Source organism: Geobacillus sp. FSL K6-3411 (assembly GCF_037965715.1).
GTDB classification, from domain to species: domain Bacteria; phylum Bacillota; class Bacilli; order Bacillales; family Anoxybacillaceae; genus Geobacillus; species Geobacillus thermodenitrificans.
The window spans coordinates 2,155,916-2,182,374 of the sequence record NZ_CP150187.1 but is presented as its reverse complement, the minus strand read 5'-3'; the positions used below and the strand labels follow the sequence as shown (position 1 = coordinate 2,182,374).

At 46.6% G+C, this 26,459-nt stretch carries 35 protein-coding genes and 1 pseudogene; 22 read left to right on the top strand and 14 right to left on the bottom strand.

The features are described 5' to 3' along the window. The first annotated feature begins 279 nt into the window (after positions 1 to 279). The 16 genes from NSQ22_RS11020 to NSQ22_RS10945 all read left to right on the top strand — a co-directional run bounded on the left by NSQ22_RS11020 (position 280) and on the right by NSQ22_RS10945 (position 10,235). Positions 280 to 666: a DUF202 domain-containing protein gene (locus tag NSQ22_RS11020; RefSeq protein ID WP_060788961.1), complete on the top strand. Its 387-nt coding sequence runs from the start codon at positions 280 to 282 to the stop codon at positions 664 to 666. A gap of 122 nt (positions 667 to 788) precedes the next feature. Further along, complete coding sequence (locus NSQ22_RS11015; RefSeq protein ID WP_339263460.1) at positions 789 to 2,051, top strand: glycoside hydrolase family 18 protein; 1,263 nt, start codon at positions 789 to 791, stop codon at positions 2,049 to 2,051. A gap of 274 nt (positions 2,052 to 2,325) precedes the next feature. Beyond that, the gene (locus NSQ22_RS11010; RefSeq protein ID WP_020278573.1) at positions 2,326 to 2,715 is read left to right on the top strand and encodes a DsrE/DsrF/DrsH-like family protein; all 390 of its coding nucleotides are present in this window, start codon (positions 2,326 to 2,328) and stop codon (positions 2,713 to 2,715) included. Between the two features lie 23 nt (positions 2,716 to 2,738). After that, a complete protein-coding gene (locus NSQ22_RS11005) occupies positions 2,739 to 2,984 on the top strand; it encodes a glutaredoxin family protein (RefSeq protein WP_013145011.1) in 246 nt (81 codons plus the stop codon). 46 nt (positions 2,985 to 3,030) lie between these two features. Further along, entirely contained in the window at positions 3,031 to 4,158 is a 1,128-nt protein-coding gene (locus tag NSQ22_RS11000) for an MBL fold metallo-hydrolase (protein ID WP_014196120.1), read from the top strand. Between the two features lie 88 nt (positions 4,159 to 4,246). Then, positions 4,247 to 4,816 carry a class I SAM-dependent methyltransferase gene (locus tag NSQ22_RS10995; protein ID WP_339263458.1) on the top strand — a complete coding sequence of 190 codons (570 nt, stop codon included), beginning with the start codon at positions 4,247 to 4,249 and terminating at the stop codon, positions 4,814 to 4,816. Between the two features lie 89 nt (positions 4,817 to 4,905). Further along, complete coding sequence (locus tag NSQ22_RS10990; protein WP_033012386.1) at positions 4,906 to 5,298, top strand: hypothetical protein; 393 nt, start codon at positions 4,906 to 4,908, stop codon at positions 5,296 to 5,298. Beyond that, positions 5,265 to 5,525, top strand: a complete 261-nt coding sequence (locus tag NSQ22_RS10985; protein ID WP_013145015.1) for a metal-sensitive transcriptional regulator — start codon at positions 5,265 to 5,267, stop codon at positions 5,523 to 5,525. The genes NSQ22_RS10990 and NSQ22_RS10985 overlap by 34 nt, the downstream gene beginning before the upstream one ends. A 102-nt stretch (positions 5,526 to 5,627) precedes the next feature. Continuing rightward, positions 5,628 to 5,855, top strand: coding sequence for a sulfurtransferase TusA family protein (locus NSQ22_RS10980; protein WP_013145016.1), 228 nt, complete (start codon positions 5,628 to 5,630; stop codon positions 5,853 to 5,855). A gap of 53 nt (positions 5,856 to 5,908) precedes the next feature. Beyond that, entirely contained in the window at positions 5,909 to 6,391 is a 483-nt protein-coding gene (locus NSQ22_RS10975; RefSeq protein ID WP_020278578.1) for a DsrE/DsrF/DrsH-like family protein, read from the top strand. A gap of 12 nt (positions 6,392 to 6,403) precedes the next feature. Continuing rightward, positions 6,404 to 6,769, top strand: a complete 366-nt coding sequence (locus tag NSQ22_RS10970; RefSeq protein WP_015375137.1) for a rhodanese-like domain-containing protein — start codon at positions 6,404 to 6,406, stop codon at positions 6,767 to 6,769. Between the two features lie 12 nt (positions 6,770 to 6,781). After that, positions 6,782 to 7,078 (top strand): rhodanese-like domain-containing protein, encoded by a 297-nt coding sequence (locus NSQ22_RS10965; RefSeq protein WP_015375136.1) that lies wholly within the window; start codon positions 6,782 to 6,784, stop codon positions 7,076 to 7,078. 21 nt (positions 7,079 to 7,099) lie between these two features. After that, positions 7,100 to 7,669, top strand: coding sequence for a sulfurtransferase TusA family protein (locus NSQ22_RS10960; protein WP_339263456.1), 570 nt, complete (start codon positions 7,100 to 7,102; stop codon positions 7,667 to 7,669). Positions 7,670 to 7,718: 49 nt separating this feature from the next. Further along, positions 7,719 to 8,855: an MBL fold metallo-hydrolase gene (locus NSQ22_RS10955; protein ID WP_339263455.1), complete on the top strand. Its 1,137-nt coding sequence runs from the start codon at positions 7,719 to 7,721 to the stop codon at positions 8,853 to 8,855. Between the two features lie 83 nt (positions 8,856 to 8,938). After that, positions 8,939 to 9,721: a sulfite exporter TauE/SafE family protein gene (locus NSQ22_RS10950; RefSeq protein ID WP_339263454.1), complete on the top strand. Its 783-nt coding sequence runs from the start codon at positions 8,939 to 8,941 to the stop codon at positions 9,719 to 9,721. Positions 9,722 to 9,851: 130 nt separating this feature from the next. After that, positions 9,852 to 10,235 carry a DUF302 domain-containing protein gene (locus NSQ22_RS10945; RefSeq protein ID WP_339263452.1) on the top strand — a complete coding sequence of 128 codons (384 nt, stop codon included), beginning with the start codon at positions 9,852 to 9,854 and terminating at the stop codon, positions 10,233 to 10,235. Positions 10,236 to 10,426: 191 nt separating this feature from the next. Here the strand turns inward: NSQ22_RS10945 and NSQ22_RS10940 are convergent, their stop codons facing one another. The 3 genes from NSQ22_RS10940 to NSQ22_RS10930 all read right to left on the bottom strand — a co-directional run bounded on the left by NSQ22_RS10940 (position 10,427) and on the right by NSQ22_RS10930 (position 12,220). Beyond that, positions 10,427 to 11,545 (bottom strand): acyl-CoA desaturase, encoded by a 1,119-nt coding sequence (locus tag NSQ22_RS10940; protein WP_339263450.1) that lies wholly within the window; start codon positions 11,543 to 11,545, stop codon positions 10,427 to 10,429. A gap of 228 nt (positions 11,546 to 11,773) precedes the next feature. Then, complete coding sequence (locus tag NSQ22_RS10935) at positions 11,774 to 11,962, bottom strand: EamA family transporter (RefSeq protein ID WP_232724463.1); 189 nt, start codon at positions 11,960 to 11,962, stop codon at positions 11,774 to 11,776. A gap of 15 nt (positions 11,963 to 11,977) precedes the next feature. Next, positions 11,978 to 12,220, bottom strand: a complete 243-nt coding sequence (locus NSQ22_RS10930) for a hypothetical protein (protein WP_339263449.1) — start codon at positions 12,218 to 12,220, stop codon at positions 11,978 to 11,980. A gap of 151 nt (positions 12,221 to 12,371) precedes the next feature. On the opposite strand from NSQ22_RS10930, the gene NSQ22_RS10925 reads away from it, so the two are divergent. Next, positions 12,372 to 13,220, top strand: coding sequence for an HAD family hydrolase (locus NSQ22_RS10925; protein WP_100660625.1), 849 nt, complete (start codon positions 12,372 to 12,374; stop codon positions 13,218 to 13,220). A gap of 1,045 nt (positions 13,221 to 14,265) precedes the next feature. On the opposite strand, the gene lepB is transcribed toward NSQ22_RS10925, so the two are convergent. The 4 genes from lepB to NSQ22_RS10905 form a co-directional block, all read right to left on the bottom strand. After that, positions 14,266 to 14,823: a signal peptidase I gene (gene lepB / locus NSQ22_RS10920; RefSeq protein ID WP_011887614.1), complete on the bottom strand. Its 558-nt coding sequence runs from the start codon at positions 14,821 to 14,823 to the stop codon at positions 14,266 to 14,268. 133 nt (positions 14,824 to 14,956) lie between these two features. Further along, a complete protein-coding gene (locus tag NSQ22_RS10915) occupies positions 14,957 to 15,223 on the bottom strand; it encodes a hypothetical protein (RefSeq protein ID WP_008880557.1) in 267 nt (88 codons plus the stop codon). 239 nt (positions 15,224 to 15,462) lie between these two features. Next, a complete protein-coding gene (locus NSQ22_RS10910; protein WP_230459215.1) occupies positions 15,463 to 15,861 on the bottom strand; it encodes a hypothetical protein in 399 nt (132 codons plus the stop codon). A 26-nt stretch (positions 15,862 to 15,887) separates the two neighbouring features. After that, positions 15,888 to 16,295, bottom strand: a complete 408-nt coding sequence (locus NSQ22_RS10905; protein ID WP_011887613.1) for a hypothetical protein — start codon at positions 16,293 to 16,295, stop codon at positions 15,888 to 15,890. 762 nt (positions 16,296 to 17,057) lie between these two features. Between NSQ22_RS10905 and NSQ22_RS10900 the strand changes: the two genes are divergently transcribed. After that, positions 17,058 to 17,492, top strand: coding sequence for a hypothetical protein (locus NSQ22_RS10900; protein ID WP_008880560.1), 435 nt, complete (start codon positions 17,058 to 17,060; stop codon positions 17,490 to 17,492). Between the two features lie 475 nt (positions 17,493 to 17,967). On the opposite strand, the gene NSQ22_RS10895 is transcribed toward NSQ22_RS10900, so the two are convergent. Beyond that, entirely contained in the window at positions 17,968 to 18,438 is a 471-nt protein-coding gene (locus NSQ22_RS10895; RefSeq protein WP_008880561.1) for a hypothetical protein, read from the bottom strand. A 325-nt stretch (positions 18,439 to 18,763) separates the two neighbouring features. On the opposite strand from NSQ22_RS10895, the gene NSQ22_RS10890 reads away from it, so the two are divergent. After that, a complete protein-coding gene (locus tag NSQ22_RS10890; protein ID WP_339263447.1) occupies positions 18,764 to 19,159 on the top strand; it encodes a hypothetical protein in 396 nt (131 codons plus the stop codon). 86 nt (positions 19,160 to 19,245) lie between these two features. On the opposite strand, the gene NSQ22_RS10885 is transcribed toward NSQ22_RS10890, so the two are convergent. Further along, positions 19,246 to 19,722, bottom strand: coding sequence for a hypothetical protein (locus NSQ22_RS10885; protein WP_339263445.1), 477 nt, complete (start codon positions 19,720 to 19,722; stop codon positions 19,246 to 19,248). A 190-nt stretch (positions 19,723 to 19,912) separates the two neighbouring features. Here NSQ22_RS10885 and NSQ22_RS10880 point away from each other — a divergent pair. Next, a pseudogene (locus tag NSQ22_RS10880) lies at positions 19,913 to 20,446 on the top strand (site-specific integrase); the annotation flags it as partial. Positions 20,447 to 20,808: 362 nt separating this feature from the next. On the opposite strand, the gene NSQ22_RS10875 reads toward NSQ22_RS10880, so the two are convergent. From NSQ22_RS10875 to NSQ22_RS10855, 5 genes are all read right to left on the bottom strand, one after another. Next, positions 20,809 to 21,552, bottom strand: coding sequence for an ABC transporter permease (locus tag NSQ22_RS10875; protein ID WP_008880565.1), 744 nt, complete (start codon positions 21,550 to 21,552; stop codon positions 20,809 to 20,811). Beyond that, positions 21,553 to 22,272 carry an ABC transporter permease gene (locus NSQ22_RS10870; protein ID WP_008880566.1) on the bottom strand — a complete coding sequence of 240 codons (720 nt, stop codon included), beginning with the start codon at positions 22,270 to 22,272 and terminating at the stop codon, positions 21,553 to 21,555. After that, on the bottom strand, positions 22,269 to 23,180 hold the full coding sequence (locus NSQ22_RS10865; RefSeq protein ID WP_008880567.1) for an ABC transporter ATP-binding protein: 912 nt from the start codon (positions 23,178 to 23,180) through the stop codon (positions 22,269 to 22,271). The genes NSQ22_RS10870 and NSQ22_RS10865 overlap by 4 nt, the downstream gene beginning before the upstream one ends. A gap of 109 nt (positions 23,181 to 23,289) precedes the next feature. Further along, positions 23,290 to 24,636 carry a HAMP domain-containing sensor histidine kinase gene (locus tag NSQ22_RS10860; protein WP_339263442.1) on the bottom strand — a complete coding sequence of 449 codons (1,347 nt, stop codon included), beginning with the start codon at positions 24,634 to 24,636 and terminating at the stop codon, positions 23,290 to 23,292. Continuing rightward, entirely contained in the window at positions 24,633 to 25,301 is a 669-nt protein-coding gene (locus NSQ22_RS10855; protein WP_008880569.1) for a response regulator transcription factor, read from the bottom strand. Before NSQ22_RS10855 ends, NSQ22_RS10860 begins: the two co-directional genes overlap by 4 nt. Positions 25,302 to 25,403: 102 nt before the next feature. On the opposite strand from NSQ22_RS10855, the gene NSQ22_RS10850 reads away from it, so the two are divergent. After that, positions 25,404 to 25,571: a hypothetical protein gene (locus NSQ22_RS10850; RefSeq protein WP_339263441.1), complete on the top strand. Its 168-nt coding sequence runs from the start codon at positions 25,404 to 25,406 to the stop codon at positions 25,569 to 25,571. Between the two features lie 318 nt (positions 25,572 to 25,889). Next, the gene (gene cas2, locus NSQ22_RS10845) at positions 25,890 to 26,138 is read left to right on the top strand and encodes a CRISPR-associated endonuclease Cas2 (RefSeq protein ID WP_253806215.1); all 249 of its coding nucleotides are present in this window, start codon (positions 25,890 to 25,892) and stop codon (positions 26,136 to 26,138) included. The last annotated feature ends 321 nt before the right edge of the window (positions 26,139 to 26,459 follow it).

Sequence of the window (26,459 nt, the reverse complement as noted above, 5' to 3'; positions counted from 1 at the left end):
TACGTTGAAAGTGATAACGAATCGGGCGCCTCGCCAATAGCGGCAAGGTGTTTTTTGTGTGCAGATTGACAATAGAATAAACTGAGGGCTAATATACCTGTGTGGGTAGTCAGATCGCATTGGTTTCGATCATTCTAAGCATGAAAATCCGCTATTGGTTGTCAGTGTTGTTGCATCAGTGGATGTGATCTAAAAAATAGTGGAACCGATGAGTGATGATTGGATCATCGATCATAAAAGAGACGATCCGGCAAGTTCGTGAAAAGGGGGAAAAGGTGGATGAAGGAAGAAAGACCAAAACCGACAGAGGACTCCAAATATATTCAGCAGCACTTAGCCAATGAACGGACGTTTCTCGCCTGGATTCGCACCTCGATTGCCATTATTGGAATTGCTTTTTTAATGATTAATTTGCATGAAAAATCAACGAGCAACGCATTGTCCACGGCCATTGTCCAATTGATCGGAGCATTGGCCGTGGTCATTTCCATCTGCACGATTGTGTTTTCCACCATTAGTTATGTCATGAAGACGAAACAAATTAATGAACAAACGTTCCGGCCGTCGCGCCCGCTTATTTGGTTTTTGGCTTCTCTGTTGCTGTTGATCACCGGATTGTTTCTTCCGCGTGTGAGCATTGGTGTGCGTGGAGGACTTGCGCGTTAGGAACATGCAAAAGAATCGCAAACTAGCCATGTCAAGACAAGGTGCGGTTGCGGTCGATAAGCATATATATATTTATCATGATGCCAGCGCCGAAGCTTTGTTGATTCAACGGGGGGATGGTCATGTTTATCCACATTGTTCAACCTGGAGATACGCTTTTTTCAATCAGCAGGCGATACGATTATCCGCTGGAAAGTCTGCGCCTTGTCAATGGCTTAGTTGAAACGAATATTGTTCCTGGTCAAGCTTTGCTTGTTCCTAGCTATACGTATACAGTGCAGCCAGGAGACACGCTAAGCGCCATTGCACAGAAAGCATTTGTGACGGTCGAACAGTTGCGGGCAGCCAATCCGGCGGTGGATCCGTACAGGATGTATCCGGGAATGAAAATTTATATTCCTGATATTTCCTGGTATCAAGCTATAACGTTAGCCTATTACATTCTCCGCGAACCGAACTTAGATCGGACGTTCGTGCGAGATTTTGCCCCGTATTCATCGTACATTGCCCTGTTCGAATATCACTTTGCCCCTAATGGCGACATTGTCACTACGCGGGATGACGCCGCAGCGATTGAAACAGCATGGCAAAACCGCGTCACACCCATTGCGGTAGTGACGAACCTAACATCAGAAGGATTTAGTGCGAGACTGGCAAGCCAAGTGCTGAACAATCCGGAAGCAAGGGCGAACTTGGTTGAGAACATCTTTTATTTAGTATCACGGAAAGGCTATGGTGGCGTCAATATTGACTTCGAGCAGGTTCGCGGAGAGGATCGTGATTTGTTTACGGGTTTTTTGCGCCAGTTGCGCGATCGGTTAAAACCGGCTGGGTATGTTTTGACGATCGCCGTTCCAGCGAAAACGAGCGAGGAGATCCCTTGGCTCAGGGGCTACGATTACGGCGGCATTGGTGCTGTCGTCGACTATATGTTTATTATGGCGTACGATTGGCACCATTTAACAAGTGAACCTGGTCCAGTCGCTCCTATTAGTGAGGTGAGATCGACGCTTCAGTTTGCCGTCGAGCGCGTCCCCCGAAAAAAAATCTTGCTCGGACTCCCTTTATATGGATACGATTGGATCATTCCGTACCAGCCTGGGACATTGGCGAAGGCCCTCTCCAACCAAGAGGCGGTTTTAACCGCCATGCGTTACCAATCGCCGATTCAATATTCGTTTCAATATGAATCCCCCTTTTTTCGATATACGGATGAACTTGGAAACATTCATGAGGTATGGTTTGAAGATGTCAGAAGCATAGGACAGAAAATGAAATTGGCCCGCCAATTTCAGATTGCGGGCATCGGTGCATGGGAGTTGGGGCTGCGATTTGCGCCAGGCCCATGGTTGGTGCGAAAGTTTTTTACTGTTCGGAAAGTATAAGAAACACCCATTTCTGTTGGTTGTCTAGTCAGCGGGGAAATCGGGAAAATGGATGCTTCTCGCTTCGTTTGAAGTGGGAAGCGTTTTTTGGAAGCTGGCTGAAAAGTCGTTGCATTGGATTTTGCGTTTTTTTGTTGACAAGAAAACAATGATGCGATAGTATGATTATTGCAATACATATACACGTATATGTATAATACAGCGTGTATATGTGTATAAAATATTATGAGGGTATCGAAATAGAATAGCGACATACGTGAAGGAGGTTGTTGTCATGAAAGTGGCGATTATTGCAGCAAACGGCGGGTTGTTTGATGCGTACAAGGTGTTCAACATCGCGACGGCCGCTGCGGCGGCAGACGCGGAGGTCGGGGTGTTCTTTACGTTTGAGGGGTTGAATCTCATCCATAAAGAAGCGCACAAACAATTGCCGATTCCGGAAGGGAAGGAACATTTTCAACAAGGGTTCCAAAAAGCGAACGTTCCATCGATTGCCGAATTGCTTCAAATGGCGCAAGAGATGGGTGTGAAGCTGATCGCTTGCCAAATGACGATGGATGTCATGGGGCTTGACAAAAACCAATTCGTCGATGGCATTGAAGTAGCGGGGGCGGCGACGTTCCTGCAGTTTGCGAAAGACGCCGATATTACATTGGCCTTCTAATAAGGGAGAGGAGGAAGGAGAATATGGCACAAGTCACTGTCTATACAACAACGACATGCCCGTATTGTGTCATGGCGAAAAACTTTTTGCGCGCTCAAGGGATTCCGTTTAAGGAAGTGAATGTCGAGCTCGATCCGGAAGCGGCGCGGAGGCTGGTGGAAACGACCGGGCAAATGGGCGTGCCGCAAATCGAGATTAACGGCCGCTGGGTGCTCGGGTATGATCCGGATGCCATTATGGCATTGTGGAATCAGGCGAATCATCGTTGAGAATAACGGACCATTGACGAAACTATGAGATCAGGAGGGGATATCGTTGGCAAAAACGATTTCGGTCAAAGAGATCGCCAATAAGATCATTCGCGGTGAGGAGCTGTTCATTGTGGACGCTCGCAACCCCGAAGATTTTGCTGACTGGCGGATTGAAGGGAGACATGTCGAGGTCGTCAATATTCCGTATTTTGAAGTGTTGGATGGCATTGAACCATATTTGGACCGTTTGCCAAAAGATAAAAGCAAAACGATTTATGCCGTTTGCGCGAAGGGCGGCTCGTCGGAGTTTGTGGCAGAACAGTTGGAAGCGGCGGGCTATACGGACGTTTATTCAATCGAAGGTGGCATGAAGGCATGGAGCGAACATTTGGAACCAGTGAAAATCGGCGAGCTGAAAAGCGGAGGAACGATTTACCAATTCGTCCGCCTCGGCAAAGGGTGTCTCTCGTATCTCGTCGAATCGAACGGCGAGGGGGCGTTGATCGATACGAACCGCATGACTGACGCATACGTCCGTTTTGCCAACGAACACGGCATTACAATCAAGCATGTGCTCGATACGCACTTGCATGCCGACCATATTTCTGGCGGGCGTAAGTTGGCGGAAGAACTGGGTGCAACGTATTACTTGCCGCCGAAAGACGCGGAAGAGGTGACGTTTACCTACACACCGATTCAAGATGGCGACCGCATCCGCGTCGGCCATGTCGTGATTGAAGCGTTGTATTCGCCGGGGCATACGATCGGCAGTACATCGTTTATTGTGGACGATCAATATTTGTTAACCGGTGATATTTTATTCATCGACTCGATTGGGCGCCCGGATCTTGCCGGGAAAGCGCAAGACTGGGTCGATGATCTGCGGGAGACGCTTTACCGGCGTTACAAACAGCTTGCAGATGATTTGATTGTATTGCCGGCGCACTATATGGGGCCGAATGAAATGAATAAGGATGGCAGCGTGGCGGAACGGTTGGGGGTTCTTTATGAAAAGAATCATGGTTTAAATATTTCCAGCGATGAAGAATTCCGCCGAACGGTCACGGAGAACTTGCCGCCGCAGCCGAATGCTTACAAGGAAATTCGGCAAACCAACATGGGGAAATTGCATCCGACGGAAGAGGAACAACGGGAGATGGAAATCGGTCCAAACCGTTGCGCCGTTCGGTAGGGAAAAGGAGCCGGCGTTTTCCAATGCCGGCTTTTTTCCTCTCTTTACGAGTATAATGAAATTGAAGTGAGGAATAGGAGGGAAAAGGATGACAGGGCATCGTTTTCATTACGAACATGCTGAACGATTATTGGATCCGAAGCGCAAGGAATGGATCGACCCGCAACAGGCAATTTCGATGTTGTCTGTGAAACCGAATGACACGATCGTGGATCTTGGCTCGGGGAATGGCTATTTTACGATTCCTCTCGCGCAGGCGACAAACGGAAAAGTGTACGCGATCGATGTGCAGCCGGAGATGATCCAGTTATTAAAAAAACGGGCGCAACAGTTTGCGATCACCAACATTGAATATCAGGTGGCGGATGTCGCCTCGACCGCCTTGCCTTCCCATTCGGTGGACAAAGGAATCATGGCGTTCGTCTTTCATGAAGTGGAACGAAAAGAAGCCGCCATTGACGAAATTCGCCGTGTGATGAGGCCAAACGGGCAGTTTCTGTTGATCGAATGGGAAGCGATTGAAAGCGAAATGGGGCCGCCGCTCCATGAGCGGATTCCGTCGGAGGAACTGTTTTCCTATGTGAAGCAAAAGGCGGGCAACGTGGAACTTGTCCGTTTTCACCCGGCTGTCTATGGTCTTTTGATTCGCTGGGAATAACCAATTGTTGAGGAAAATATTTCTTATTGTCATTATACCGTATAGGGTATATAATGATCGTGCATAGGGTGAATAGAGGGGGTGAACCGTTGATCGTTAGCAGTTTGTTATTCTTTCTCATTCTTTTGGGCGCAGCGTTGTATCGACGCTACTATCCTGTAAAACATATCCCATGCCTTCCGGTAGAAGAGGTGCCGGACGGCTTGCTTCTTCTTGACTTGCGCGATTATAATGAAAGCAACGGCTCCATATTTGGCCAAGCGTTGCATATTCCGGTGGCGTATTTGAAACGGCATGCGCGGGATATTCCGCCAAAGCCGCTTCATATCATCGTTCAGGATGACATCGAAAAAAACGTCGGCATCCGCCTGTTGCGCCGCTATGGCTATGAGGTGAACAGCTATTCGATCACGGCTTGCGATTGTCAAGAAAGGGGGCGAACGAGCCGATGGAATATAACAAAGAGATCAAAAACCGCTTAAAACGGATTGAAGGACAAATTAAAGGCGTCCTTGGCATGATGGAACAAGGGAAAGACTGCAAGAGCGTCGTTTCCCAGCTGTCGGCGGCGCGCAATGCCATTGACCGCGCCATTGCCGTCATCGTCAGCACCAATTTGGAACATTGTCTTCGTGAAAGCATGGAAAAAGGGGAAAGCACAGACAGTCTTGTCAAAGAAGCAGTGGAACTGCTTGTGAAAAGCCGTTAATGCGTTGCTCAACAAAAAGGTGTTGACAACGTTCTTTTTCTTGTAGTAATATACCCATAGGGGTAATGGTAATAAAAATCTGTTGTGAAGGAGGTCATCATCATGAACGTAGCGAAAGTATTGGATGCGAAAGGATTGGCTTGCCCGATGCCGGTGGTGAGAGCCAAAAAAGCGATGGACGAATTGCAATCGGGAGAAGTGCTGGAAGTGCAAACGACCGATAAAGGGGCGAAAAACGATTTGCCGGCATGGGCGAAAACAAGCGGCCATACGGTCATTGAGATGAAAGAGGAAAACGGTGTGTTGACGTTCTGGATTCAAAAAGGATAATTTTTTAGATTTTAATATACCCATATATGTATATTTAGAGAGGAGGCAGCCAGATGACACAGCCGAAGAAAAAGACGACGATCATTTTGTTCAGCGGCGACTACGATAAGGCGATGGCGGCTTACATCATCGCCAACGGCGCCGCTGCCTACGACCATGACGTGACGATCTTTCATACGTTCTGGGGGCTGAACGCCTTGCGGAAAGAGGCGCCGGTTCCCGTGCAAAAAGGGTTTCTTGAAAAGATGTTCGCGAAGATGATGCCGCGCGGCGCGGATCGCATGGGGCTGTCGCGCATGAATTTTGCCGGCATCGGCCCGAAGTTGATCAAAAAGGTCATCAAAAAACATAACGCCATGCCGCTTCCGCAGTTGATCGAGATGGCGAAAGAGCAAGGCGTGAAACTCGTCGCTTGCCAAATGACGGTCGATTTGCTTGGGCTGAAGCCGGAGGAATTGATCGACGGCGTTGAGTTTGCTGGCGTCGCCGCGTATTTGGCTGATGCGTCGGAAGGGAACGTGAACTTATTTATTTAACGAGGGAATCATATGTCGCAAACTATCATCAACATCATCCTGTTTGTTTTGCTTGTTTGGTTTTTTGCCAGCCGCTTCATCCCGCCGAAAGGGGTGCGGATGATGACGGCGGCGGAATTGAAACGCCGGTTGAAAGAACCCGGGGTACAGTATATTGATGTGCGCACCCCTTTGGAGTTTCAGTCTTACCATCTGCCAGGGTTTCGGAACATCCCGCTGCACGAATTGACAGCCCGTGCTCACGAACTATCCAAAGAAAAAGAAGTGATTGTCATTTGCCAAAGCGGGATGCGAAGCCAAAAAGCGAGCAAATTGTTAAAGAAAATGGGATTTCAGCACGTGACGAACGTCAAAGGCGGCCTAAACGCCTGGCAGTAGAGGAGGATGATGATGAAAACGATCACGCCAAAAGAGGTAGAAGAGCGGCTTCGCGCTGGAGAATCGCTTCATATCATCGATGTGCGCGAGCCGGAGGAAGTCGCTGCGGGCAAAATTCCAGGAGCGGTCAATATTCCGCTCGGTTTGATCGAGTTTCGCATGCATGAATTGGACAAAAATGAGGAATACATTCTCGTCTGCCGTTCCGGCGGCCGCAGCGGCCGTGCGGCGGAGTTTCTTGACAGCCGCGGTTACCGCGTCGTCAACATGACAGGGGGCATGCTGGCCTGGGAAGGGCCTGTCGAATAAGCCGTAAGGAGGGATTCGTTCATGATTAAAGTTGATATGACCGTTGATGCGAAAGGACTGTCCTGCCCGATGCCGATCGTTCGAACGAAAAAGGCGATCAATGAATTGCAGCCGGGGCAAGTGCTGGAAGTGCAGGCGACGGATAAGGGATCCAAAGCCGATATCAAAGCATGGGCGGAAAGCACAGGGCATCAATATGTAGGAACAATTGAAGAAAATGGGGTTTTGAAACATTATATCCGCAAGGCAGCAGAAAGTGAAACACGCAAAGAAACGACATTCCCTCATGTCGTATCGAATGAAGAATTGCAAGAAAAACTTCACGATCCTGATTCGTTTGTTTTGGATGTCCGCGAACCGGCGGAGTATGCGTTTGGCCATATTCCGGGCGCCGTTTCAATTCCGCTTGGGGAGCTTGAAAATCGGATGGCCGAACTTCCGAAAGACAAAACGATTTATGTCGTGTGCCGCACAGGGACACGGAGCGATTTGGCTGCGCAAAAGCTGGCTGAAAACGGATTTGACCGTGTGCGGAACGTCATTCCAGGCATGTCGCAGTGGAATGGGCCGCTTGATTCCGCTCAATCATAATTGAGCGGCCTTTTTTAACAAACTAATATACACTAGGGGGTATATAAACATGATGAAAGAAATGACCGTGCAACAAATGACGGAAAAGGTGTTAAACAAAGAATCGTTGTTTATCTTGGATGTTCGCAATGAAAGTGATTTTCGCGATTGGAAAATCGAAGGGGAAAACTTCGCGTATTTGAACGTACCGTATTTTGAGTTGGTTGACGGAGTTGACTCCATTGTCGACCGTCTTCCGAAAGACCAAGACATCGTCGTCGTGTGCGCGAAGGGTGGATCGGCGGCATTTGTCGCTGAGCAGCTGGCAGAAGCCGGGTTTGACAACGTGTATACGCTCGCCGGCGGGATGCAGGCGTGGAGCGAGCATCTCCATCAAGTCAACGTATACAAAGACGATCAATTGAAAGTGTACCAATTCATCCGCGTCGGCAAAGGATGCCTGTCGTATATGGTCATCTCTGGCGGCGAAGCGCTTGTCGTCGATCCGTTGCGGTTTATTGACGTGTACGAACAAGTGGCCCAACAAGAAGGAGTAACGATCACGCATATCGTGGACTCGCACTTGCATGCCGATCACTTATCCGGAGGCAAAGCGCTGGCCGAACGAACGGGAGCAGCATATTACTTGATGAAAAGCGAAGGGGCGGTGTTCGATTTTGAGCCGCTTGAGCAACATGAAACGATCGACTTTGAAAACGTCCATCTTGAAGTGCTGGCGGTGAAAACGCCGGGTCATACGCCAGGCAGCGTCTCGTTCTTCGTCAATGGCAAATGGTTGTTCTCAGGTGACACCATCTTTGTCGGTGGTCTCGGACGCCCGGACCTTGGCGGCAAAGTGGCCGAATGGGCGGAAGATTTGTATCACACCGTATATGAAAAAGTGGCGGCCATGGCTGATGATGTCATCGTCTTGCCGGCGCACTACGCGAACTTAGATGAAGAAATCAACGCGGAGGGGTATGTCGGTGATACGCTGGGCCGCATCCGTGCCCGCAATGAGATGATGCAAAACAAAGCGAAAGACGAATTCATCGATCTCGTCATCCAAGGCGCCAAGACGGAAACCCCGCCGAACTTTGAAGACATTGTTGCCATCAACCGCGGGCTCAAAACGGTGGATATCGAAACACAACGGGAGCTTGAGATCGGTCCGAACCGCTGCGCGCTGCATCATACTCATGCCTAATGGGCGGTTGCTTAGGTAGAGGGGGATGTGCTGAACAGATCCCCCTCGTTTTTCAATGAAGATCAAGAGAGGAGGCGTAAAAGGTGGACATATCGCTTCAGTTTATCATTGTCATCTTTTTGATCGGCTTTATCGGCTCCTTTATTTCCGGTATGGTCGGTATTGGTGGATCCATTATTAAATATCCAATGCTTTTATACCTCCCGCCGTTGTTTGGGCTCGCAGCATTCAGCGCCCATGAAGTATCCGGTATTAGCGCCGTGCAAGTGTTTTTCGCGACGATCGGCGGCGTATGGGCGTACCGGAAGGGCGGCTACTTGAATAAATCGCTCATTTTGTATATGGGGGCAAGCATTTTAATTGGCAGTTTCGTCGGCGGCTATGGCTCGAAGCTAATGAGTGAAGGAGCGATTAACGTTGTCTACGGCGTGCTGGCGGCGTTGGCAGCGATCATGATGTTTGTGCCGAAAAAAGGGATCGATGACATTCCGCTCGACCAAGTGACATTCAACAAATGGCTGGCGGCCGTCTTGGCGTTTCTCATTGGCATCGGGTCCGGCATCGTCGGGGCGGCGGGGGCATTTCTACTTGTACCCGTCATGCTCGTTGTCTTGAAAATTCCGACTCGAATGACGATCGCTACTTCTTTGGCGGTGACGTTCATTTCCTCGATCGGCTCGACGTTCGGGAAAATCGCTACGGGTCAAGTGGACTACATTCCAGCGTTGATTATGGTCATCGCAAGTTTGCTTGCTTCACCGCTCGGGGCGAAAGCCGGACAAAAGATGAATACGAAAGTGTTACAAGTGATCTTGGCAGTATTGATTTTGGCGACAGCAGTGAAAATTTGGGTGGATATTTTATGAGTGGATCGATGGACGACGGAAAACGATATGTGTGAAGGCGAAAACGGATCATGCTTCGCCTTTTATTTTTTACAAATCTGTTTGGGCATGATAAACAGTGGGAAACTATTCACGAAGGGAAGAATAAGCAATGTTTCATTACACGATTCACGTAACAACAGGTTTGAACGAAACGATCGAGCGTTTGGAAGAACACTTGAAACAAGAAGGGTTTGGCGTGCTCTGGCGGTTTAGCGTCACGGAGAAGCTGCAAGAAAAAGGACTTGATTTTTCTACGCCGATGGTCATTTTAGAAGTGTGCAATCCGCAAGAAGCGGCGCGGGTGTTAAGTGAAAATCTCTTAGTCGGTTATTTTTTGCCGTGTAAAATCGTCGTCTATGTGGAAAACGGAGTGACAAAGATCGGCATGCCGAAACCGACGATGCTTGTCGGCATGGTCAGTGAACCGACGCTTGAAAAGTTGGCGGCTGATATCGAAAAGCGGTTGATCGCTTGCATCGACCAGTGCCGTTGATGAAGCGAGAAAGGGAAAACGATGGCTTCCCTTGGCAAATGAACGCCGTAATGGTGATATTGAACGAAGAGAAGGTGTCCCATCTTTTGGGGGACACCTTCTTCTGTACAGATAGGCTTGAGCTTGCTGCCGATTTCTTTTGCAGCGAGACTCCTTGCAAGGGGAATTGAACCAAGGATGGCAGGGCGTATTTACACTTTCTCCACTCCGGACGCTTTTTTCCATTCTTCCTGCCGCATCGTTGGCAGTGCTTGAGCGTCTTGTTTCAACTCGCGGTGCACAATCTCGTTTGGGTCGAGTCCGTTGCCGAGGGTGCCGTACACATGACCTTGCTTCGGCTCGATGAGCTCGCTATGCTCGTAGTAGACGCGCGGCGTTTTCCAAAGCGCGGCCAACGCTTTTTTCATCGGCATTTCATGGTAGCGGTCCGGCCACATTTGTTTGATATGTTTTTTCACGAGTGGATAATACTTCGAGCTCATCGCCGGAAAAAGATGATGTTCGGTATGATACGAGAAATTGAAGTGGAGAACGTCCACCCACTTCGGTACGGTGACGGATAAGCTGTTCGCCAACGGGTCGTTGACCGGCACTAACGGATTGAGACGGTGATTGGTCGAGATGTAGCCCATGACGATCATGTTGGCGATCAGCAGCGGAAGTAAAAACGCGAACCACCACTTTTCCCAGCCGATCAGCCATAGCAACCCAAGCCAAGTCATCCACGGCAAGAAAAATTGAAGCAGGACAACGGCGCGGTTTTTCCAACGAAAATCTCGGAAAAAGGAAAACAACATCCGAATCGAGTGAACGGTAAACATTACCGACAAGGAGCTGAACGCGAAAAAGGCGCGGATCGGGAATGGAATGCGGTATACCCAGCGCAACAGACGGCTTTTCGCCAATTGTTCCATACTTGGCCAAGCGTCGGGGTCTTTTTCTTCATGTTGGGTATGCACATGGTGGGTGGCGTTATGCCATTTTCGCCATAGCTTCGGCCCGGTGCAGAGCGGCCAAAAGGCGATCGCCCCGAGCAGATCGCGCAACCACGGCGTTTTGACGACCGTGCCGTGCAATATTTCATGGCCTAAAAATCCTAATGCGGCAAAACTGAAACCGAGCACAACAGAAATGAGGAGGTTCCATATTGGATGAAGAGACAGAAGTGACACAGCGAGGATGCCGCCAGTAACCAATAAGAAATAAGCCAACCCTCCAAACAAACGGGACTTCACAGGTTGAAACGCTTTTTTCGGCAAATGCGGGGCCATTTTCGCCGCATACCAACCGAACGGGTGAAAATCATTCATTTATGAGTCTCCTTCCAAACTACTCTTCACGTGACACGCTGTGGTGAAAATCTGCCCGCGTTTTCGCCACGCGAAGATTGAATGAGGTGATCAAAAAAGCGGCTTTCGATCCCTCAATAAATATGGAAGGATCCAGGAAGCTTTTCGTCGTTACAAACTCCATTATACCACTTTTTGGTTTGTTTTGTCTATAAGGGAATAAAAAATGTAGTTGGGGAATCGGGCTAGCTACAACATCATAAACAACGTCCCCGCGGTGATGAGCAGCCCCCCGATCACGACTTTTGCTGACATCGCTTTGCCGAGAAACATGGCAAACAAAATCGTCAACACTAAGCTTGACTTGTCGATGGCCGAGACACGGGACACATCACTGATTTGGATCGCTTTGTAAAAACAAAGCCATGATAATCCCATTGCTACTCCAGACAATCATAAAAACCACCAGCTCTTGGTGGAAATGGCTTTGATGCCGTGATGAGCGCCTGTCATCCAAACGATGCCCCAGGCAAGCACAAGTACGACCGCGGTGCGAATGGCAGTTGCCAAGTTCGAATTGGCGTTTTCGATACCGATTTTCGCCAGCACCGATGTCAGCGCAGCAAATACCGCCGCTAGCAAGGCATAAACGATCCACATACACATCCCTTCGCTCTCATTGAGAATCTTTCTCATCTGTTATACTATGAAAAGCCGGAAGATTTCACGTTTTTTCCATCGTTTTGTTATAATAGGGGAGCGGTCAAGAGGACGGTTGGAGCGGAAAGCAAGCTGCTATGGTTTGCGGGCAGCGACAGAGAATAGCGAAAGAGAGAGGGATGAATGGATGCTGATTGCTTTAGATATGGACGGAACGCTATTAAACGGGGAAGGAAAAATTAGCGAGCAAAACCGCAAGGCGATCATGGCTGCGCAAGCACAAGGTCATCTCGTCGCTGTCGTCACCGGACGGGCGCGCAAAGATGCGCTCGCCCCGCTTCGCGAGGCGGGGCTCGTCTGTCCGATTGCCAGCTTAAACGGAGCGATCGTGACGCTTGAAGACGGTACCGTCATCAGCCAAGCGCCGCTTGAGCGAACGGTGATCCGTCATGCGCTGGATTGGGTGCGTGAACAGTCTGATTTGTATTGCGAGACGTACGTAGGTGATGAGGTGTACGTCGGCTTGCACAACCGCGCCCAATGGGAGGCGCTCGCTTTGGAGAAGACCGAGGTGGCGCCAGAGGTGAAATGGATTGTGATGAAACAGTTTCAACAGGCGCGGGTGACGTACGTCGATGACATCCGCACGGTGTGGGACGACCCGAAGCGGGTGATCTATAAGCTGCTGATTTTCTCCCTTGACCGCGAACGTCTGCGCGATGCGGCGTCCCACTTTGACCCGCTGCCGGGCGTGACGGTCACGTCATCGCATCCGCACAACATTGAGGTGAACAACGAACGGGCGACGAAAGGGGAAGCGCTCAAGCAGCTTGCCTCCCATTACGGCATCGATTTGCGCGATACGGTCGTCTTTGGCGACAGCCATAACGACTTGTCAATGTTTGAGGTCGCGGGATGTCGTGTCGCCATGGCCAACGCCGCCCCGGAACTGAAAGCCACATGCGACTTCGTCACCCTCTCCCATGAGGAAGACGGCGTAGCGGCAGGGCTCGAGCAAGTGCTTGTGCGGCGGTGAATGGTCATCGGCTGCCCGGTTTGCACACCCCAAAATGGCCGGAAAAACGGCAGGGGTGTGCAAGCCTCTTTTTCTTTCGTTTATCGAAATATTTCGTTGATTGATCAATGGTTTGGACGATTGACGATTTTGGTCAGTCGCGCAAGTTAACATAACCACATTTTATTTTTTGAGGGGGTGAAAGGGGTGTGCAAAATGGCCCCTTGCCGCCTTAGAAAATCAATGGTAAAATGAAGGAGCTGTTGAAAGAGATAGGCCTCGTTTAGAGGATTGAAACACGTTGAATGACGTTTCAGCGCCATTCGAGCCTCTGACGTTGAAAGAGATAGGCCTCGTTTAGAGGATTGAAACACCACCAAAAATGCGCCTGGTTTTAATACTCTTGCTTTTGTTGAAAGAGAAAGGCCTCGCTAGGGGATTGGAACATCGTCTTCTTGACAGAGAACGAACAAAGTCCTTAGCATGCTCTGAAAGAAGAGGGCCTCGCTCAGAAGACTTGCAGCTCCTTCCTTCTTCTTTGGGGAAGGGTGTTTTTATGGTGAAAAACGATATGCTGCGTTGGGAGAAAATGAATGCGTTCGTCTGGACGATGGCGTTTGTAATTTTTGGACAATCAAAGTGTGACAAGCTAGAATTTAAAATGCGTTGATTGGACAAACATCACATTTGCCAAATGGTTTATATTGGGACGTCTGTACAAACCAGTTTGATGAGCAATGGAAAATTGCTATTTGGACAATCAGTTCAAGAGAAGTTATGGAAAAATAATGTGAGTTCGAAGCATTAAGAAGGCAACTGGATGATAATAAATAGAAAGAACATATTCGTGTTAAAAAATCTTTTGCATCGCCATTCTACATATCGCAAAGTTTTCTGTAGTGTAGATATTTACCGAACTGGTGCTTGAGGAAAATTATATTGTTACAAAAAAAGAACTTCCAGTAATAGGAAGTTTTTTTATTCATGATCAACATTGGACTGTAACAGACCCTAAAATCACTTTATTGGGTAATTTTGGGAAAGACACAAGATCTTTTTGACCGGCTTATTTCATTATTTGGATACGGTTAAAAGGCCAACAAATGATGTTTGCCTCGCCAACAACATCATCCATTGGAATGGCCCCAATATGACGACTGTCCTTGCTGTTTCTTCTATTATCCCCCATGACAAATAAATAGCCTTCAGGAACAGTGCTTCTACCGATTGGAGTGTCCTTTAGAGTAAACGACTCCGTAAGGGGGAGACCAGATTTGTTTTGCTTTTTGTATTCATCTAGATAAGGTTCTTTATAAGCTTTCCCATTTATATATAAAGTATCATTTTTATACTCAATGCGATCCCCGGGTAACCCAATGATGCGTTTTATGTAATCCTTTTTGTCTTTTGTATGGAATACAATAATATCAAACCTTTCCGGTTTTACAAAAGAATATTTGATTTTGTTTACAATCATACGATCTTGGTCGTGTAGTGTAGGCATCATGGATTGTCCTTCTACCACAAACGGTGCAAATAGGAAGTACCGAACAGAAGAAGCTAATAAAATGGCAATAATGATTGTCTTCATCCATCCCCAAAACTCACTTTTCTTTTTCCCCATTATGTTCACCCTTAACTCTTGGATCAAAAAAACACCCACAATCCTTGAGTTGACTAGGCTTATGGGTGCTTAGTTTGCCTAGTGACTGTCAAACTGGGGGATAATAACCTATAGCTAACTTGTTGTTTCTTAATTATTTTGTAAACTCTGGTACGATGACTGTCGAAGAAGAACTAGCAGAAATATGTAATCCTGAAGGCAGCGTGACGGACTTTTCAACTGATGCTCCAAACGTTTGAGGAGCCAATTCTTGAATGGGGCTGCTTTGGTCATACGATTCCGTTGGGCTCGAAATTGATACCGATACCTGACCTTGTATGACTGGTGGTTCCATATGATCCGTATATCCGAAGAAAGAGGATAAAAATGGGAAGATCAAAAGTGCTCCCGTTCCCTTCATTCAATATCCCTCCTCAGTTCATATCCATCATATTCCAAACACGATTATGATTATTGCAAAAAGAGCAGAGATCAATCTTTGAACTCATTGTCCATGTTTCATGCAAAACAAAACTGTCCATTTTCTCACGGCATCTGACTTCAGAAACTCTGCTTTTCATGGAGTGGCTTGCATGGTAGGCTGGTTGCCTACCATGCAAGCAGAGGCTCTATGCCCCCTGATCAGGGAAAGGGGACATGTTATTTCAGGAGTCCGCCAAGCAGACCGCCTAATCCATTCGTCAGAGATTGAACGGACGAAGCCAAGCCATAGCTGCCGCTAGTGGACGCGGAGGCAGACAGACCGTTCGGACCGCTGAGGCTTGCATTGGTGTTGTATGTACCACCAAGAACGCCTCCAACAAGACCGGTTACGCCATTTTGATTATTTGTATACGTGGAACCAGCTTGAATCTCAAAGTTCGGGCCAGTGGCACTCACGACACTGCCGCTCGATACATTGGTCTCTCCGACTAAACTATTCACGGCTCCCAGTACGTCGCCAAGACCTGCTGCGGAAGCTGGCGCTGCATTTCCCGCTACGAAACTACCCGCCAGTAACATCGCCGAAATGCCAACCGTTTTGACCAACTTTTTCATGATCATTCCCCTTCCTTTTCAGAATGTTATTTTAATGATTGACCTAGACTGTTCAATAACCCGCCAATCGATTGAACGGAAGAGGCAAGCCCCCAGCTGCCGCTTGCCGATGTGCTGGCGGAATACCCGGCATACGATACCGAAGCGGAAGTTCCGCTCGTTCCCCCTAACACTCCACCGCTGAGCAATCCGGTTAATCCCGATTGTTCAGTCGAGTTCACTGCTTGTGCTGTGACCGTGACTCCATCCACCTTCAAACTAGCGCCACTTTGCACCTCCACTTTCGTGCTGCCTATTAATTGGTTGACCGCTCCAAGAACGCTGCCGAGTCCACCATCCGGAGCATTCGATGGTTGCTCTGCAGCAAAAGCGGAGCCCATCCCTCCCATGAGGATGGCTGTGGATAAGCCAGCGGATAAAATGAGTTTCTTCATGTTTCCTACCACCTTTCTGATAGATTGGTTGAAGAAGCACCGAAAACATCATATCACCATACGTCAAAATTTTCCATAGGAAAAAGGATATTTTACTATTTAACCAAAATATTTACATAAATAGGATAATAATGTAAACAAGTTAATATTATTGCAAATATGTTTTTTGTCGATCAAACCTTTTAGCAAAGCCTAGGAAGAGCCGATATTTCTTCACTCAGTAAGCGGTGTACCGGTGCTTTCGTCTCTTTTTAGTTCGGGTCCCTGCGGCGATGGAATAGCCAGCTGACAGTCGGAAAGGCTCAGTGACGGTAAAACCAGCTGCCAAATCTTTTGTCTTTCGGCTCGATCCAGCCTGTCAAATAGCTGAATGGATTCAGTCAAAGGGAGATCCATTTCGTCCGTTTGGCATGGAGAAACACAAAAAACGTATAGCTAAATAATCAAGGGTTTCAGCAAAAACGTTCTTTGCCCCTTGACGGCTTGGCCGGTCTGCTTACTTTCTGGTCGGAAAGGTTCAGGGATTCTGCCGACCAAAAAGGGGAATCGGCTTGCGCTGTTTTACGATTCGGAAGGCAAAAGGGCGAAAAAATAAAAAGCCCTGGGGTTCATCCTAGAGCTTCTTACTGATCTGTTCTCTTGAGCCGTTTGCAAAATGGGCTTATTTTTAAATAAATTAAAATTAGGGAAAATATTGAAATAAATACAAAATAAGTATATATTGATATTGAATCATCATCATATCGTCGAGGAGGGTTTCATATGCTCAAAAAGCTGGCGGCATTCCTTGCAGTCTTTGTGATGGCATTTGGTGTTTTCTTCACTTCGCAGGCGTATGCCTACACTCAATTTGGTCCGGCTTCTTGGAGGACAGAGGATGGCAAATATGAACTGACACTGAAGACCACCAGTACGGATAATGATGTGACCGTGGTAATCTGGGATCTCTATCGGGTGAGCTACAGTACAGGCAAGGCCGTCCCTTATTGGACTGAAGAATTGAAAGTACGGCTTTGCAATGCAAGCACGGGGAACTGCACGTCATTCAAGAATCTGACGGATCCTTTGGGGCATTCCGCATTTGGGGCCGATTTTACGAATATGAAACCGGGCACTTTCTATGTTGACATCCGTGACCCTGATCCCGGTTACTATTACAAAGGTCTAATCAGAGCGACTGTACAGAATGTTTACTGATGGATTACAAAAATAGATGGCTGATGAGGGCATTTGGCCCTCTTTTTTATAGTTTTGTAGTGAACCTGTGAGCGATACTTCACAAAAGGAGAAAGGGGGGAGGTCTCCTAAATTTTTCGGTCCCCCTTTAAAAAACAGCTTCTCAGATTGGCGTATAACACGTCTTCAACCACAAAGTATTTTATATTCGGGAGAGGAAAGCGTCTCTGTAGGACATTTATAGCTTTTTACAACGTATACCCCGTTGTTCAATCAAAATGTTGCTATCGTTTTTCCTCGATCATTGCTTCTGTCACTCTAATGTTAGACAAAAATAAAAAGACCAGATTGCTCTGGTCTTTACAGCTTATTGACTTTGATGAGAATATGAAATCATCCTTTTTGAAATAAGTCAGAAATAGTTGTTTACTATAGAAAAAAAGATGGCTTTTAGTCGGTTTATCTACGTACCTCTAAAAAATGAATATACATGTTTTTAGTTGCAGTCGAGCCAGCAATCATCAGGGTTCCAACTATACGTCTTTGCAGCGACCTTACCTTTAAAATAGTAATTTGCCCAACTATCACGTATATCCACGTAAAATGTTCCAGCTTTCATATTCGTGAAGATGGCACTACTATTACCTTCCCAAAATGATTTAAAGGCTGTACAGTTTCCGGTAGAAGCATTACAAAGTCGGACAGATAAAGGACTAGTATCACCATTCATAGAAGTAACGGCACCCGAGTTACGATTTACTCGATAAAGATCATAGACCCAGATGGTTACATTCTTTTCTACCGAAGTGGTTCGGATGGTCAATTCGTATTTCCCATCCTCAGTCGCAAACGAAGCTGGTCCAAAGTCAGTATAGGAAGCAGCATAGGTATTGGGATTTCCCAAAACGAAGACAAGGGCTCCTGCTGTGATGAGAGCGACAATTCCCTTCTTCAATCCCTTAATCAACTAAATCCCTCCAATCAATCATTTTATTACCACGTTAAATTTTATTCAAAATTAACTGAAATGTAAATAAATTATTTTGTAGTTATATTTTGTTAAATAGTTGAGTTTGAGTTTTTGTTCATTTAAATGAAACAGCCTACAAATGCACCAAGACAACCTTCTACTTAATGAAACCGATCTGGAAAATAATTAAAAAAATGGTAGTAAAGTCTGTTTCCATTTTTGTGAACATCATTATATTTAAGGGTAGAAAATAACTTGGAGAAAGGGGATATGTTTTATGAAAAAGATACTCCTCTTTTCCTTGATCGTTTTGTTTTCCTTGATGAGTTTCCATCCGGATGTTTATGCTGCAACTCTTAAAGATCAAAGTACCATTATTTTTGATGGTGCTCCTGATGGTAAAGTCTATACAACTAGAAAAGTAAAAGTTCCTAAAGGTGGGTATCTAGGGGTATATGGCTATAATAACAATTCTGATCTAGGACATACTTGGTTATATTTTAGAGTTTATAGAGATGACGGAAAAGACGTTACCAATCAATTTTGGCGAAAAGACCCTGTTTGGGGGTATTTTCTCAATGAAGAAGAAATAGTAAATAAACGAGTTGGCCCAATTAACGAAGAACATAGTTATTATATTTGGGCACAATGTGAATTTAGATGGGCTCCAATTGGAACAGGGTGCGACGGGACTTTCAGTATTAGTAGTTGGTATTAAGGTATTCATGCGAATGATGATATAGTTTGCCCCAAAACGATTATCCCCCGTGATGTTTCAAGGGAGGATTCATGGAGGAGATGGGTTTATATAGCAACCGGCGTAATGGCTATACCATGAGGGGCATTTCCTACAGGAATCGTTGTGATCACGGTGTTGGTAGCGGTATTAGTAACATACGCGTGAGTGCCGTCTGGTGTCAGGTCTATATCATGAGGAGATGCTACCGGAATTGTTGCGATGACTGTATTGGTTGAGGTATCAATGACTGATATCGTATTGTCATTGGCATTGGCAACATATGCGCGCGTGCCATCTGGTGTAATGGTAGCACTATAAGGAGCGAATCCCACCGGGATCGTTGCGATGACGGCATTGGTTGAGGTATCAATGACTGATACCGTATTGTCAGCGGCATTGGTCACATAGGCAAAAATTGATGGACCCGGACCATCCGGACCACCCGGTTCTGGTGAGATAGGTCTATGCACGGTCACGGTTCTCAGATTGGTGCAACCACATCGTATTCTTATCACCTGGTTGTCATTTTGACATTTTGACATGTGTTTCACCTCTTTACACTAAGATACTTCAGCATATGTCCTGGGTAACAGGATACTCCAGTATATGCCCTGGGTCATAAGATGGGCTAGGTAAATGCCCAGTTTTTGCATCTAAAGCAGGAGATCACATATGTTGGAGCATGAGATCATCGCAGAGAGATTCGCTCTTTACACTAGACATATTATCTGCATTCAAAGCCGAGGCGTCGACCCGGAGGAAAAGGATCGGCGTGACCGGGCGATTGTCTACCTGTTTGTCTATGCTGGTCTGCGGGTGGAAGAGCTGTCGAACTTGAAACTGACGGACATTGATCTCGAGATGAGGCGTCTTCGCATCGTGGGCAAAGGGATGAAGGTACGGACGGTGCCGATTTCAAACATCTTGTTGGCGGAGCTTCAGGATTGGCTGGCGTTTCGGGCGGAAATGGCGAAAAAGAAACCGCATGTCGAAGCCTCTCCCTATGTTTTTTATAGCCAACGATCTCCTAAGTTCTCTGTGCGTGGGATTCAGCGCATGGTCGAGAGCTACAGCCCGCCGGGCAAGAAACTGACGCCGCATATGTTTCGCCACACCTTCTGCAAGTGGATGTTAAAAGCGATGAACAATGATATCGAAAAGGTGCGCCGACTGGTCGGTCACAGTCATATCGCCACCACATCGCGGTACGTAAAGGACAGCTACAGTGATTTGGCGGATGCGGTGGAGGCGTTATCGAAGTTCTAATCAAGTTTGTTGTGCGATTTTCTACTTGTGAGCCTATCTGTGTAGTCTTAGTATCTGTTGGTTGCTATTTTGGAGCAAAGGCAATTTGTGCTTTAGTATAGAAAGCAACAAAGAAGACCAAAGGTTTTTACACCTCCGGTCTTCTTCATTGATTTTTTCTTATCATATTTCCTGCACCCGTAAAGGCAAAATAGGTGGAGAAAGTTTGATAGTAGTAAAATGACCAATAAAATGGAAAACATGAATGTTCTAGAAACAAAGCGATCGATTTTGAACTCCATGTACTCATCTACATTATTATTTTCTTTTGGCTTTCTGGCTATGGACAAGAGCCTCCACAATATTAAGGAAACTAGCTGTTTTTAGATATTTTCTTTTCGCCGGAAATATAACAGGCCGCCAAAGAAGAAAATGAGAAAACTGCCGCCGATCACTGTTAAGACTTGTTCCCATGGGACAAAGAATATATCATTTTCCGCATCTCCGGATACATACATCATCAAAAATGGCTGTGCCCAAGGGTATAATGGTCCAAATTTTTCTGAGTTTACTGCCAGAATGGCGGGCAAAGTGAAAACGACGTTCACGGCAAAGGGCGCGGCGAAACTTTTAAAAAGCATCGACATCCACAATTGCAAAGCAAGAAGAGGCAACGTCGCGATCCAGCCGCCAAAAATGCTTTTCCAAAGGAGCATCATAGGAAACGGCTCCTCCGCCCCCTTTAGCACTCCGGAAGTCCAAATAGCAAGCAAATAGAGCAATTGAATGGTCAAGGTGATGAGCATGAGGATCGTATATTTGGCGAGAAATACCCGGCTCCTTGTCACCGGCAGGGCCAACAGTTGCTTCCACCCTCCGTTTTGATGCTCATACCGGCAGATGAGGCCAGCCAAGATGCCGGTCGTGAGTGGCAAAAAACGCAAGGCGTAAAGAAGCGTGGTAAACGCGATCAAAAATTCCCACAAAAATCTTTTTTCCAATCCGAATGTGTCCGGTTGGAGCATCAGTGCATAGAAAAACGTAATGAGTGGACCAAGCAAAATGGCGGTGAAGACGAATTTGGATTTTCTTAACTTAAACCACTCCGACTGTAAAAGAGAAATCATTCATTTCACATCCCTTCGTGCAAAATCCAGCATCCCGATGATATAAAGGATGATACCGACACAAATGCCCAAAACGACATTGACGAGCGGTTCATCCCATTGGTTTTGCAACGACGGCCACTTCCATGGCAGCCAATCCGGCAGCTTAAAACTGTAGGAGGTAAACAAAAATCCAATCACTCCGAGGGAGATCGGAATCCCTTGGTTATTGCTTACGGTTGCTACCCAAAGATGCAAAGCCAACAAAGGAAGTGATGCAAAATATGGGTAGAAGCTGAATGTGGCGATTTGCGCGTACGGTATGACAGCACCGAGATCCAAATAAATACCTAAAAGCCATGTGAAAAAGAATAATAGAACTGAAGCGATAGCCAACAAGAATGCCAATACCGTGAATTTGGACAAAAACACCCCCATTTTCGATATCGGTAAAGCGATAAGTTGTTTCCAGGCGTTCGTCTCATTTTCGATACTGGCTGCAAGGGATGTCAAAATAGTGATCCCGAGTACCAGTGCAAGCGGTGTGAAGCTGTTGACATTTTGCAAATAAAACAGCCAATCATCATCGCTTCTTTGAAGGAGCCATTCTCTCCTGCCGGGGACGAGCTCGTAATTGACCCACTGCAGCAAGACGACACCAAGTGGACCTAGAATGGTCAAAAACCATAATCCTTTCCGTTTGATTTTCAAAAAATCGGTCGCAAGCAGTTTCATGATCATCTGTCGTCACCACCTGCGGTCATTTTTAGGAAAATGTCTTCCAGTGATTGATGCTCTTCTTCCACCCGGTAAACCGAGTATCCTTCATCGACGAGGGTTTCGACCACTGCGGCAACCGCTTCATCCGACTGTTCATACAAATAAATGATGTGATCCTGATAGTGTGTTTTTATTCCTTTTGCCAGCAAAGAACGGTAGGCATTGTTGGCGTCGCTCACTTTTAATCGGATTTTCAGCTGGGCTTTATTGCGCATGGCTTTAATGGAATCTTGGAAAATCAGCTTTCCTTTCGAAATGACACCGACGTAGGTAGCGACTTGATCGATTTCAGAAAGTAAGTGGCTTGAAATCAGCACGGTGATGTCTTTTTCTTTCGGTAAACGCTTGATTAAATTCCGCATTTCAATGATTCCTGAAGGGTCGAGGCCGTTTGTCGGTTCATCCAGAATCAGCAATTTTGGATCGTTCAACAATGCCATCGCAATCCCCAATCGTTGTTTCATCCCAAGAGAAAAGCCTTTTACCTTTTTATCGGCAGCGTTACTCAGGCGGACAAGGTCCAGAACTTCATCAATTTTTTCTTTGGGGGAGCCCAAGATTTTTCGCATGGCTTCCAAATTTTCATAGGCGGTCAAGTGGGAGTAATAAGACGGGCTTTCCACCAATGACCCAACATTCCGAAGAATGGAAATCCGCTCTTTTTTTAAGTCTTTGCCAAAAATCCGGATCGATCCAGCCGTCGGTCTCATGAGGCCTAGAAGCATCCGGAGAGTTGTCGATTTCCCCGCTCCGTTCGGACCTAAAAACCCGTATACTTCCCCTCTGGGAATTTTCAGGTTCAGGGCGTTTACGGCGATCTCCTTTCCAAACCGTTTCGTCAAATGATGAGTTTCGACGATATATTCCATCCTTCCATCACCTCGCTATACCATCATAGGAATCGAAGGTTAAAATGAGGTGTCGAGACAGTTTAAAATTTGTTTAAAAATAAAAAAGGAAAGGAAATGGATTCCTTTCCTAGCATGATCGATAATGAATGATTGTTATGATTGTCCCGGTTTCCGATGATTCGATTTTCCAGTCCAACTCCATCTTCTTCACCATCAAATCCACAATGGCAAGCCCGATTCCCGCCCCTTTTTCGGAACTTTTGTGCCGGAATCCTTTGCCACGGTCAAGCACGACCAACGCGTCATAAGAATCGGTTTTTTTCGTTTTCAACCCGATATATTTTCCGTCCTTGGCGTGGCGGATGATATTTTGAAACAAATTGTCAAAAATCCGTTCCATCCAAAGCGGATCGACGTTCCAATGTTTTTGTTCCAAATCATCCAGCTGGACATCTATAAAAAAACCTTCTTTTTCAAAAGCTGGATACCAGGCGGCGATGAAGGAACGGGCAAGCCGGACCACATCCGTCGGAGTCGGTTCATATTTCAATTTTTTGGCGTTTAAAAGCGTATACGATATCAAATTCTCGATCAATCGGTCCATTTTCGAAACCGACTGTTCGATCATGTTGACAGCTTGTCTTGCTACTGGAGTCAAAGCCTCTTTCTCCAACGTATAGGCATGCGCCCGGATTTTGGTCAGCGGCGTACGCAAATCATGGGATAAATTGGCGATCAGTTCTTTCCGCAGCTGCTCTTCCGCTTCTTCCCGTTTCCGGCTTTCTCGGAGCTCATCCACCATTTGATTGAAGGCCATCTCCAGTTGGCCGATTTCATCCTGTTTTCTCACCGTGATGGCTACTGGCAATCCGTCCACGTCCCGTATCTCCATGGCCTGTTGCAAATAAAGGAGACGTTTGCGGATCCCCAAGAAAAACAAATACGAGACGGTCACAAATAACACAATTCCCCCGGGAACAATAAAATACATAAAGTCGGCATTGGCTTCAGTAAATGCGGGTTGAAGCAGCTTCCGCTCGATTTCAAAAACGACGAATCCATAGGATGCATCATTGTTTGGAAAGGCAATGACCGTAAAAGGGTCGTTGTCATAACGCGCTTTGATGAAGTTGGCGGTATAGGCGGCATTCCAATGTTTCGGAATATCCGCAGCAAGGTTCCTCCCGGCGGCGAGCCGGCCGTTGCTGTCCACCCAAAACAAGCGCGCTTTCGGATAACGGTTTTGCCATTTTTCAAACATCCGGTTGATATCTTCGCTTCCGGGGTTTTTGAGACTACGGGCATCCTGGTGCCAGGCTTTTTCGATCTGCAACGTTTCTGGGTCTTTATGGTCATAGACATTGAAGACCAAAAGGCTAGTTCCGATGATAAGAAGATAGATGAGAAACAGAGCGGTTAAAATAATGGCCATATATTTTGCCGTCAGCGACCGCAATCGTTTTACGCTTTTCATTTTCTCACCCGATAACCGATTCCCCGGATCGTTTCAATGATTTCTGGGTTTTTTGGATCTTTTTCCAGTTTTTCACGAAGATAACGGATGTGCACCATCAATGTTTTATCTCCTTCAATATAAGGCTCACCCCAAACACCCTCGTATAACTGCTCTTTTGTCAAAATTTGATTGAGATGGCGAAGGAAGTATTGGAAAATTTGATATTGTTTTCCTGTCAGTAGAATTTCTTCTCCCGTTTCATGATTGACGATGCGCATATCTTTTGTATGGATGGTCAAATGCTTCAGTTTCAGGATTTCATCGTTTTTGTTGAAGCGCCGGAGCAAAACCTCCACGCGGGCGGCCAACTCATCGGGGTGGAACGGCTTGGTCAGATAATCATCAGCGAAACTCAATCCTTCCACTTTGTCCTCAATGGCAGTCCGCGCCGAAAGCATCAAAATCGGCAGATCTGGCTGCTCCTTTTTTATCCGTTTGCCGATGGAAAAGCCGTCCAGCCCCGGCAGCATCACATCCAAAATGACAAGGTCGCAATGGGCCAAGTGTTCTTCGATCTCTTCTCCGGACTGAAGCCAAGTCACATGATGCCCACGTTCCGTAAGGTTCATCGTCACCCAACGGCCGATTTCCTGTTCATCTTCTATGTATAAAACTCGTGCCAACGTTCTCCCTCATTTCTTCTAGTCTTCACTCTATATTAATCAATACTTGTTTGACTTGGTCAATCCCTTCATGTACTGCGCAATTCCTGGCGGGAAAATGAAATGTTAACGGTTGTGTTGGAACGTTGTGAGAAAGTAGCGAAACGAGCTCGTGAAATCGGGGAAGGAGGGCGCATCGTTTCGTTCAGCGTACGCTATTCGTATAACGAGGGAGGAATCACCCTTGATATTGCCACGAACTTAACAATGGGTGGTGTTCTTGATTGTTGAACCATCAAGGTATGACAAGCATCGTTCAGGTGCGTTTTCTGCTTTCCTGCTAGCCAATGCTGGCAGGATTTTTTGTGTAAAAATCATTACTGCTAGACGAAGTGTATGAAAATAGAAGGGACTGATCGAATCTTGAATATTTTGGTTAAGGAGAATGATGGGGGCAGCCAACTGTCTTTTTTGAGAATTCACTGTATCAGAAGGTGTAGGAGCGATGGGCAAAAACAACAGAGATGCTGGCATCGATGAGATTCTTATGGATGACATTTCCTCTCCAGATGAATTGGTTAAAGAGATCTAGGCGAAAATTTTGGAAAAATGGAAGACATAAAAAAGAGAAATAAACTTGCCAAGTGGTTGCTGAACGACGGCATTCGGGTGCAAAAAAGCGTATTCGAAGCGTATTTGACTGCGAAAGAGGCAAAGGAAATGGTGGAAGGAGCCCGGCCGTGGATCGGGGAAGGGGATTCCTTGCGCGTATATGAGCTAACGGTGGAAAGCTACGAAAACAAGTACGTCATTGGCACACCTTTCGATCATCTCCCGTGGAACAACTTGATCGTGTAGCGGGCGGCTTCTTTCCGTTTTGCACACCCCAAAATGGCCGGAAAAACGGCAGGGGTGTGCAAGCCTCTTTTTCCTTCGGTTTTCGAAACATTGTATTGATAGCTCCATGCTTTGGACGTTTGACGATTTTGGTCAGTTGTACAAGTTAACATAACCACATTTTATTTTTTGGGGGGGTGAAAGGGGTGTGCAAAATGGCCCCTTACCGCCTTAGAAAATCAATGGTAAAATGAAGGAGCTGTTGAAAGAGATAGGCCTCGTTTAGAGGATCAGAACCATCCGTCTCGCCATGTTTCTTCGAAACGGGTGGATGTATGTTGG

Excerpts from the sequence above, each read along its gene's own strand:
- NSQ22_RS11020 (WP_060788961.1), top strand. The coding sequence starts at position 280 with ATGAAGGAAGAAAGACCAAAACCGACAGAGGACTCCAAATATATTCAG.
- NSQ22_RS11015 (WP_339263460.1), top strand. The coding sequence starts at position 789 with ATGTTTATCCACATTGTTCAACCTGGAGATACGCTTTTTTCAATCAGC.
- NSQ22_RS11010 (WP_020278573.1), top strand. The coding sequence starts at position 2,326 with ATGAAAGTGGCGATTATTGCAGCAAACGGCGGGTTGTTTGATGCGTAC.
- NSQ22_RS11005 (WP_013145011.1), top strand. The coding sequence starts at position 2,739 with ATGGCACAAGTCACTGTCTATACAACAACGACATGCCCGTATTGTGTC.
- NSQ22_RS10995 (WP_339263458.1), top strand. The coding sequence starts at position 4,247 with ATGACAGGGCATCGTTTTCATTACGAACATGCTGAACGATTATTGGAT.
- NSQ22_RS10985 (WP_013145015.1), top strand. The coding sequence starts at position 5,265 with ATGGAATATAACAAAGAGATCAAAAACCGCTTAAAACGGATTGAAGGA.
- NSQ22_RS10980 (WP_013145016.1), top strand. The coding sequence starts at position 5,628 with ATGAACGTAGCGAAAGTATTGGATGCGAAAGGATTGGCTTGCCCGATG.
- NSQ22_RS10975 (WP_020278578.1), top strand. The coding sequence starts at position 5,909 with ATGACACAGCCGAAGAAAAAGACGACGATCATTTTGTTCAGCGGCGAC.
- NSQ22_RS10970 (WP_015375137.1), top strand. The coding sequence starts at position 6,404 with ATGTCGCAAACTATCATCAACATCATCCTGTTTGTTTTGCTTGTTTGG.
- NSQ22_RS10965 (WP_015375136.1), top strand. The coding sequence starts at position 6,782 with ATGAAAACGATCACGCCAAAAGAGGTAGAAGAGCGGCTTCGCGCTGGA.
- NSQ22_RS10960 (WP_339263456.1), top strand. The coding sequence starts at position 7,100 with ATGATTAAAGTTGATATGACCGTTGATGCGAAAGGACTGTCCTGCCCG.
- NSQ22_RS10955 (WP_339263455.1), top strand. The coding sequence starts at position 7,719 with ATGATGAAAGAAATGACCGTGCAACAAATGACGGAAAAGGTGTTAAAC.
- NSQ22_RS10945 (WP_339263452.1), top strand. The coding sequence starts at position 9,852 with ATGTTTCATTACACGATTCACGTAACAACAGGTTTGAACGAAACGATC.
- NSQ22_RS10940 (WP_339263450.1), bottom strand. The coding sequence starts at position 11,545 with ATGAATGATTTTCACCCGTTCGGTTGGTATGCGGCGAAAATGGCCCCG.
- NSQ22_RS10935 (WP_232724463.1), bottom strand. The coding sequence starts at position 11,962 with ATGGGATTATCATGGCTTTGTTTTTACAAAGCGATCCAAATCAGTGAT.
- NSQ22_RS10930 (WP_339263449.1), bottom strand. The coding sequence starts at position 12,220 with ATGAGAAAGATTCTCAATGAGAGCGAAGGGATGTGTATGTGGATCGTT.
- NSQ22_RS10925 (WP_100660625.1), top strand. The coding sequence starts at position 12,372 with ATGCTGATTGCTTTAGATATGGACGGAACGCTATTAAACGGGGAAGGA.
- lepB (WP_011887614.1), bottom strand. The coding sequence starts at position 14,823 with ATGGGGAAAAAGAAAAGTGAGTTTTGGGGATGGATGAAGACAATCATT.
- NSQ22_RS10915 (WP_008880557.1), bottom strand. The coding sequence starts at position 15,223 with ATGAAGGGAACGGGAGCACTTTTGATCTTCCCATTTTTATCCTCTTTC.
- NSQ22_RS10910 (WP_230459215.1), bottom strand. The coding sequence starts at position 15,861 with ATGAAAAAGTTGGTCAAAACGGTTGGCATTTCGGCGATGTTACTGGCG.
- NSQ22_RS10905 (WP_011887613.1), bottom strand. The coding sequence starts at position 16,295 with ATGAAGAAACTCATTTTATCCGCTGGCTTATCCACAGCCATCCTCATG.
- NSQ22_RS10900 (WP_008880560.1), top strand. The coding sequence starts at position 17,058 with ATGCTCAAAAAGCTGGCGGCATTCCTTGCAGTCTTTGTGATGGCATTT.
- NSQ22_RS10890 (WP_339263447.1), top strand. The coding sequence starts at position 18,764 with ATGAGTTTCCATCCGGATGTTTATGCTGCAACTCTTAAAGATCAAAGT.
- NSQ22_RS10885 (WP_339263445.1), bottom strand. The coding sequence starts at position 19,722 with ATGTCAAAATGTCAAAATGACAACCAGGTGATAAGAATACGATGTGGT.
- NSQ22_RS10875 (WP_008880565.1), bottom strand. The coding sequence starts at position 21,552 with ATGATTTCTCTTTTACAGTCGGAGTGGTTTAAGTTAAGAAAATCCAAA.
- NSQ22_RS10870 (WP_008880566.1), bottom strand. The coding sequence starts at position 22,272 with ATGATCATGAAACTGCTTGCGACCGATTTTTTGAAAATCAAACGGAAA.
- NSQ22_RS10865 (WP_008880567.1), bottom strand. The coding sequence starts at position 23,180 with ATGGAATATATCGTCGAAACTCATCATTTGACGAAACGGTTTGGAAAG.
- NSQ22_RS10860 (WP_339263442.1), bottom strand. The coding sequence starts at position 24,636 with ATGAAAAGCGTAAAACGATTGCGGTCGCTGACGGCAAAATATATGGCC.
- NSQ22_RS10850 (WP_339263441.1), top strand. The coding sequence starts at position 25,404 with ATGTTAACGGTTGTGTTGGAACGTTGTGAGAAAGTAGCGAAACGAGCT.
- cas2 (WP_253806215.1), top strand. The coding sequence starts at position 25,890 with ATGGAAGACATAAAAAAGAGAAATAAACTTGCCAAGTGGTTGCTGAAC.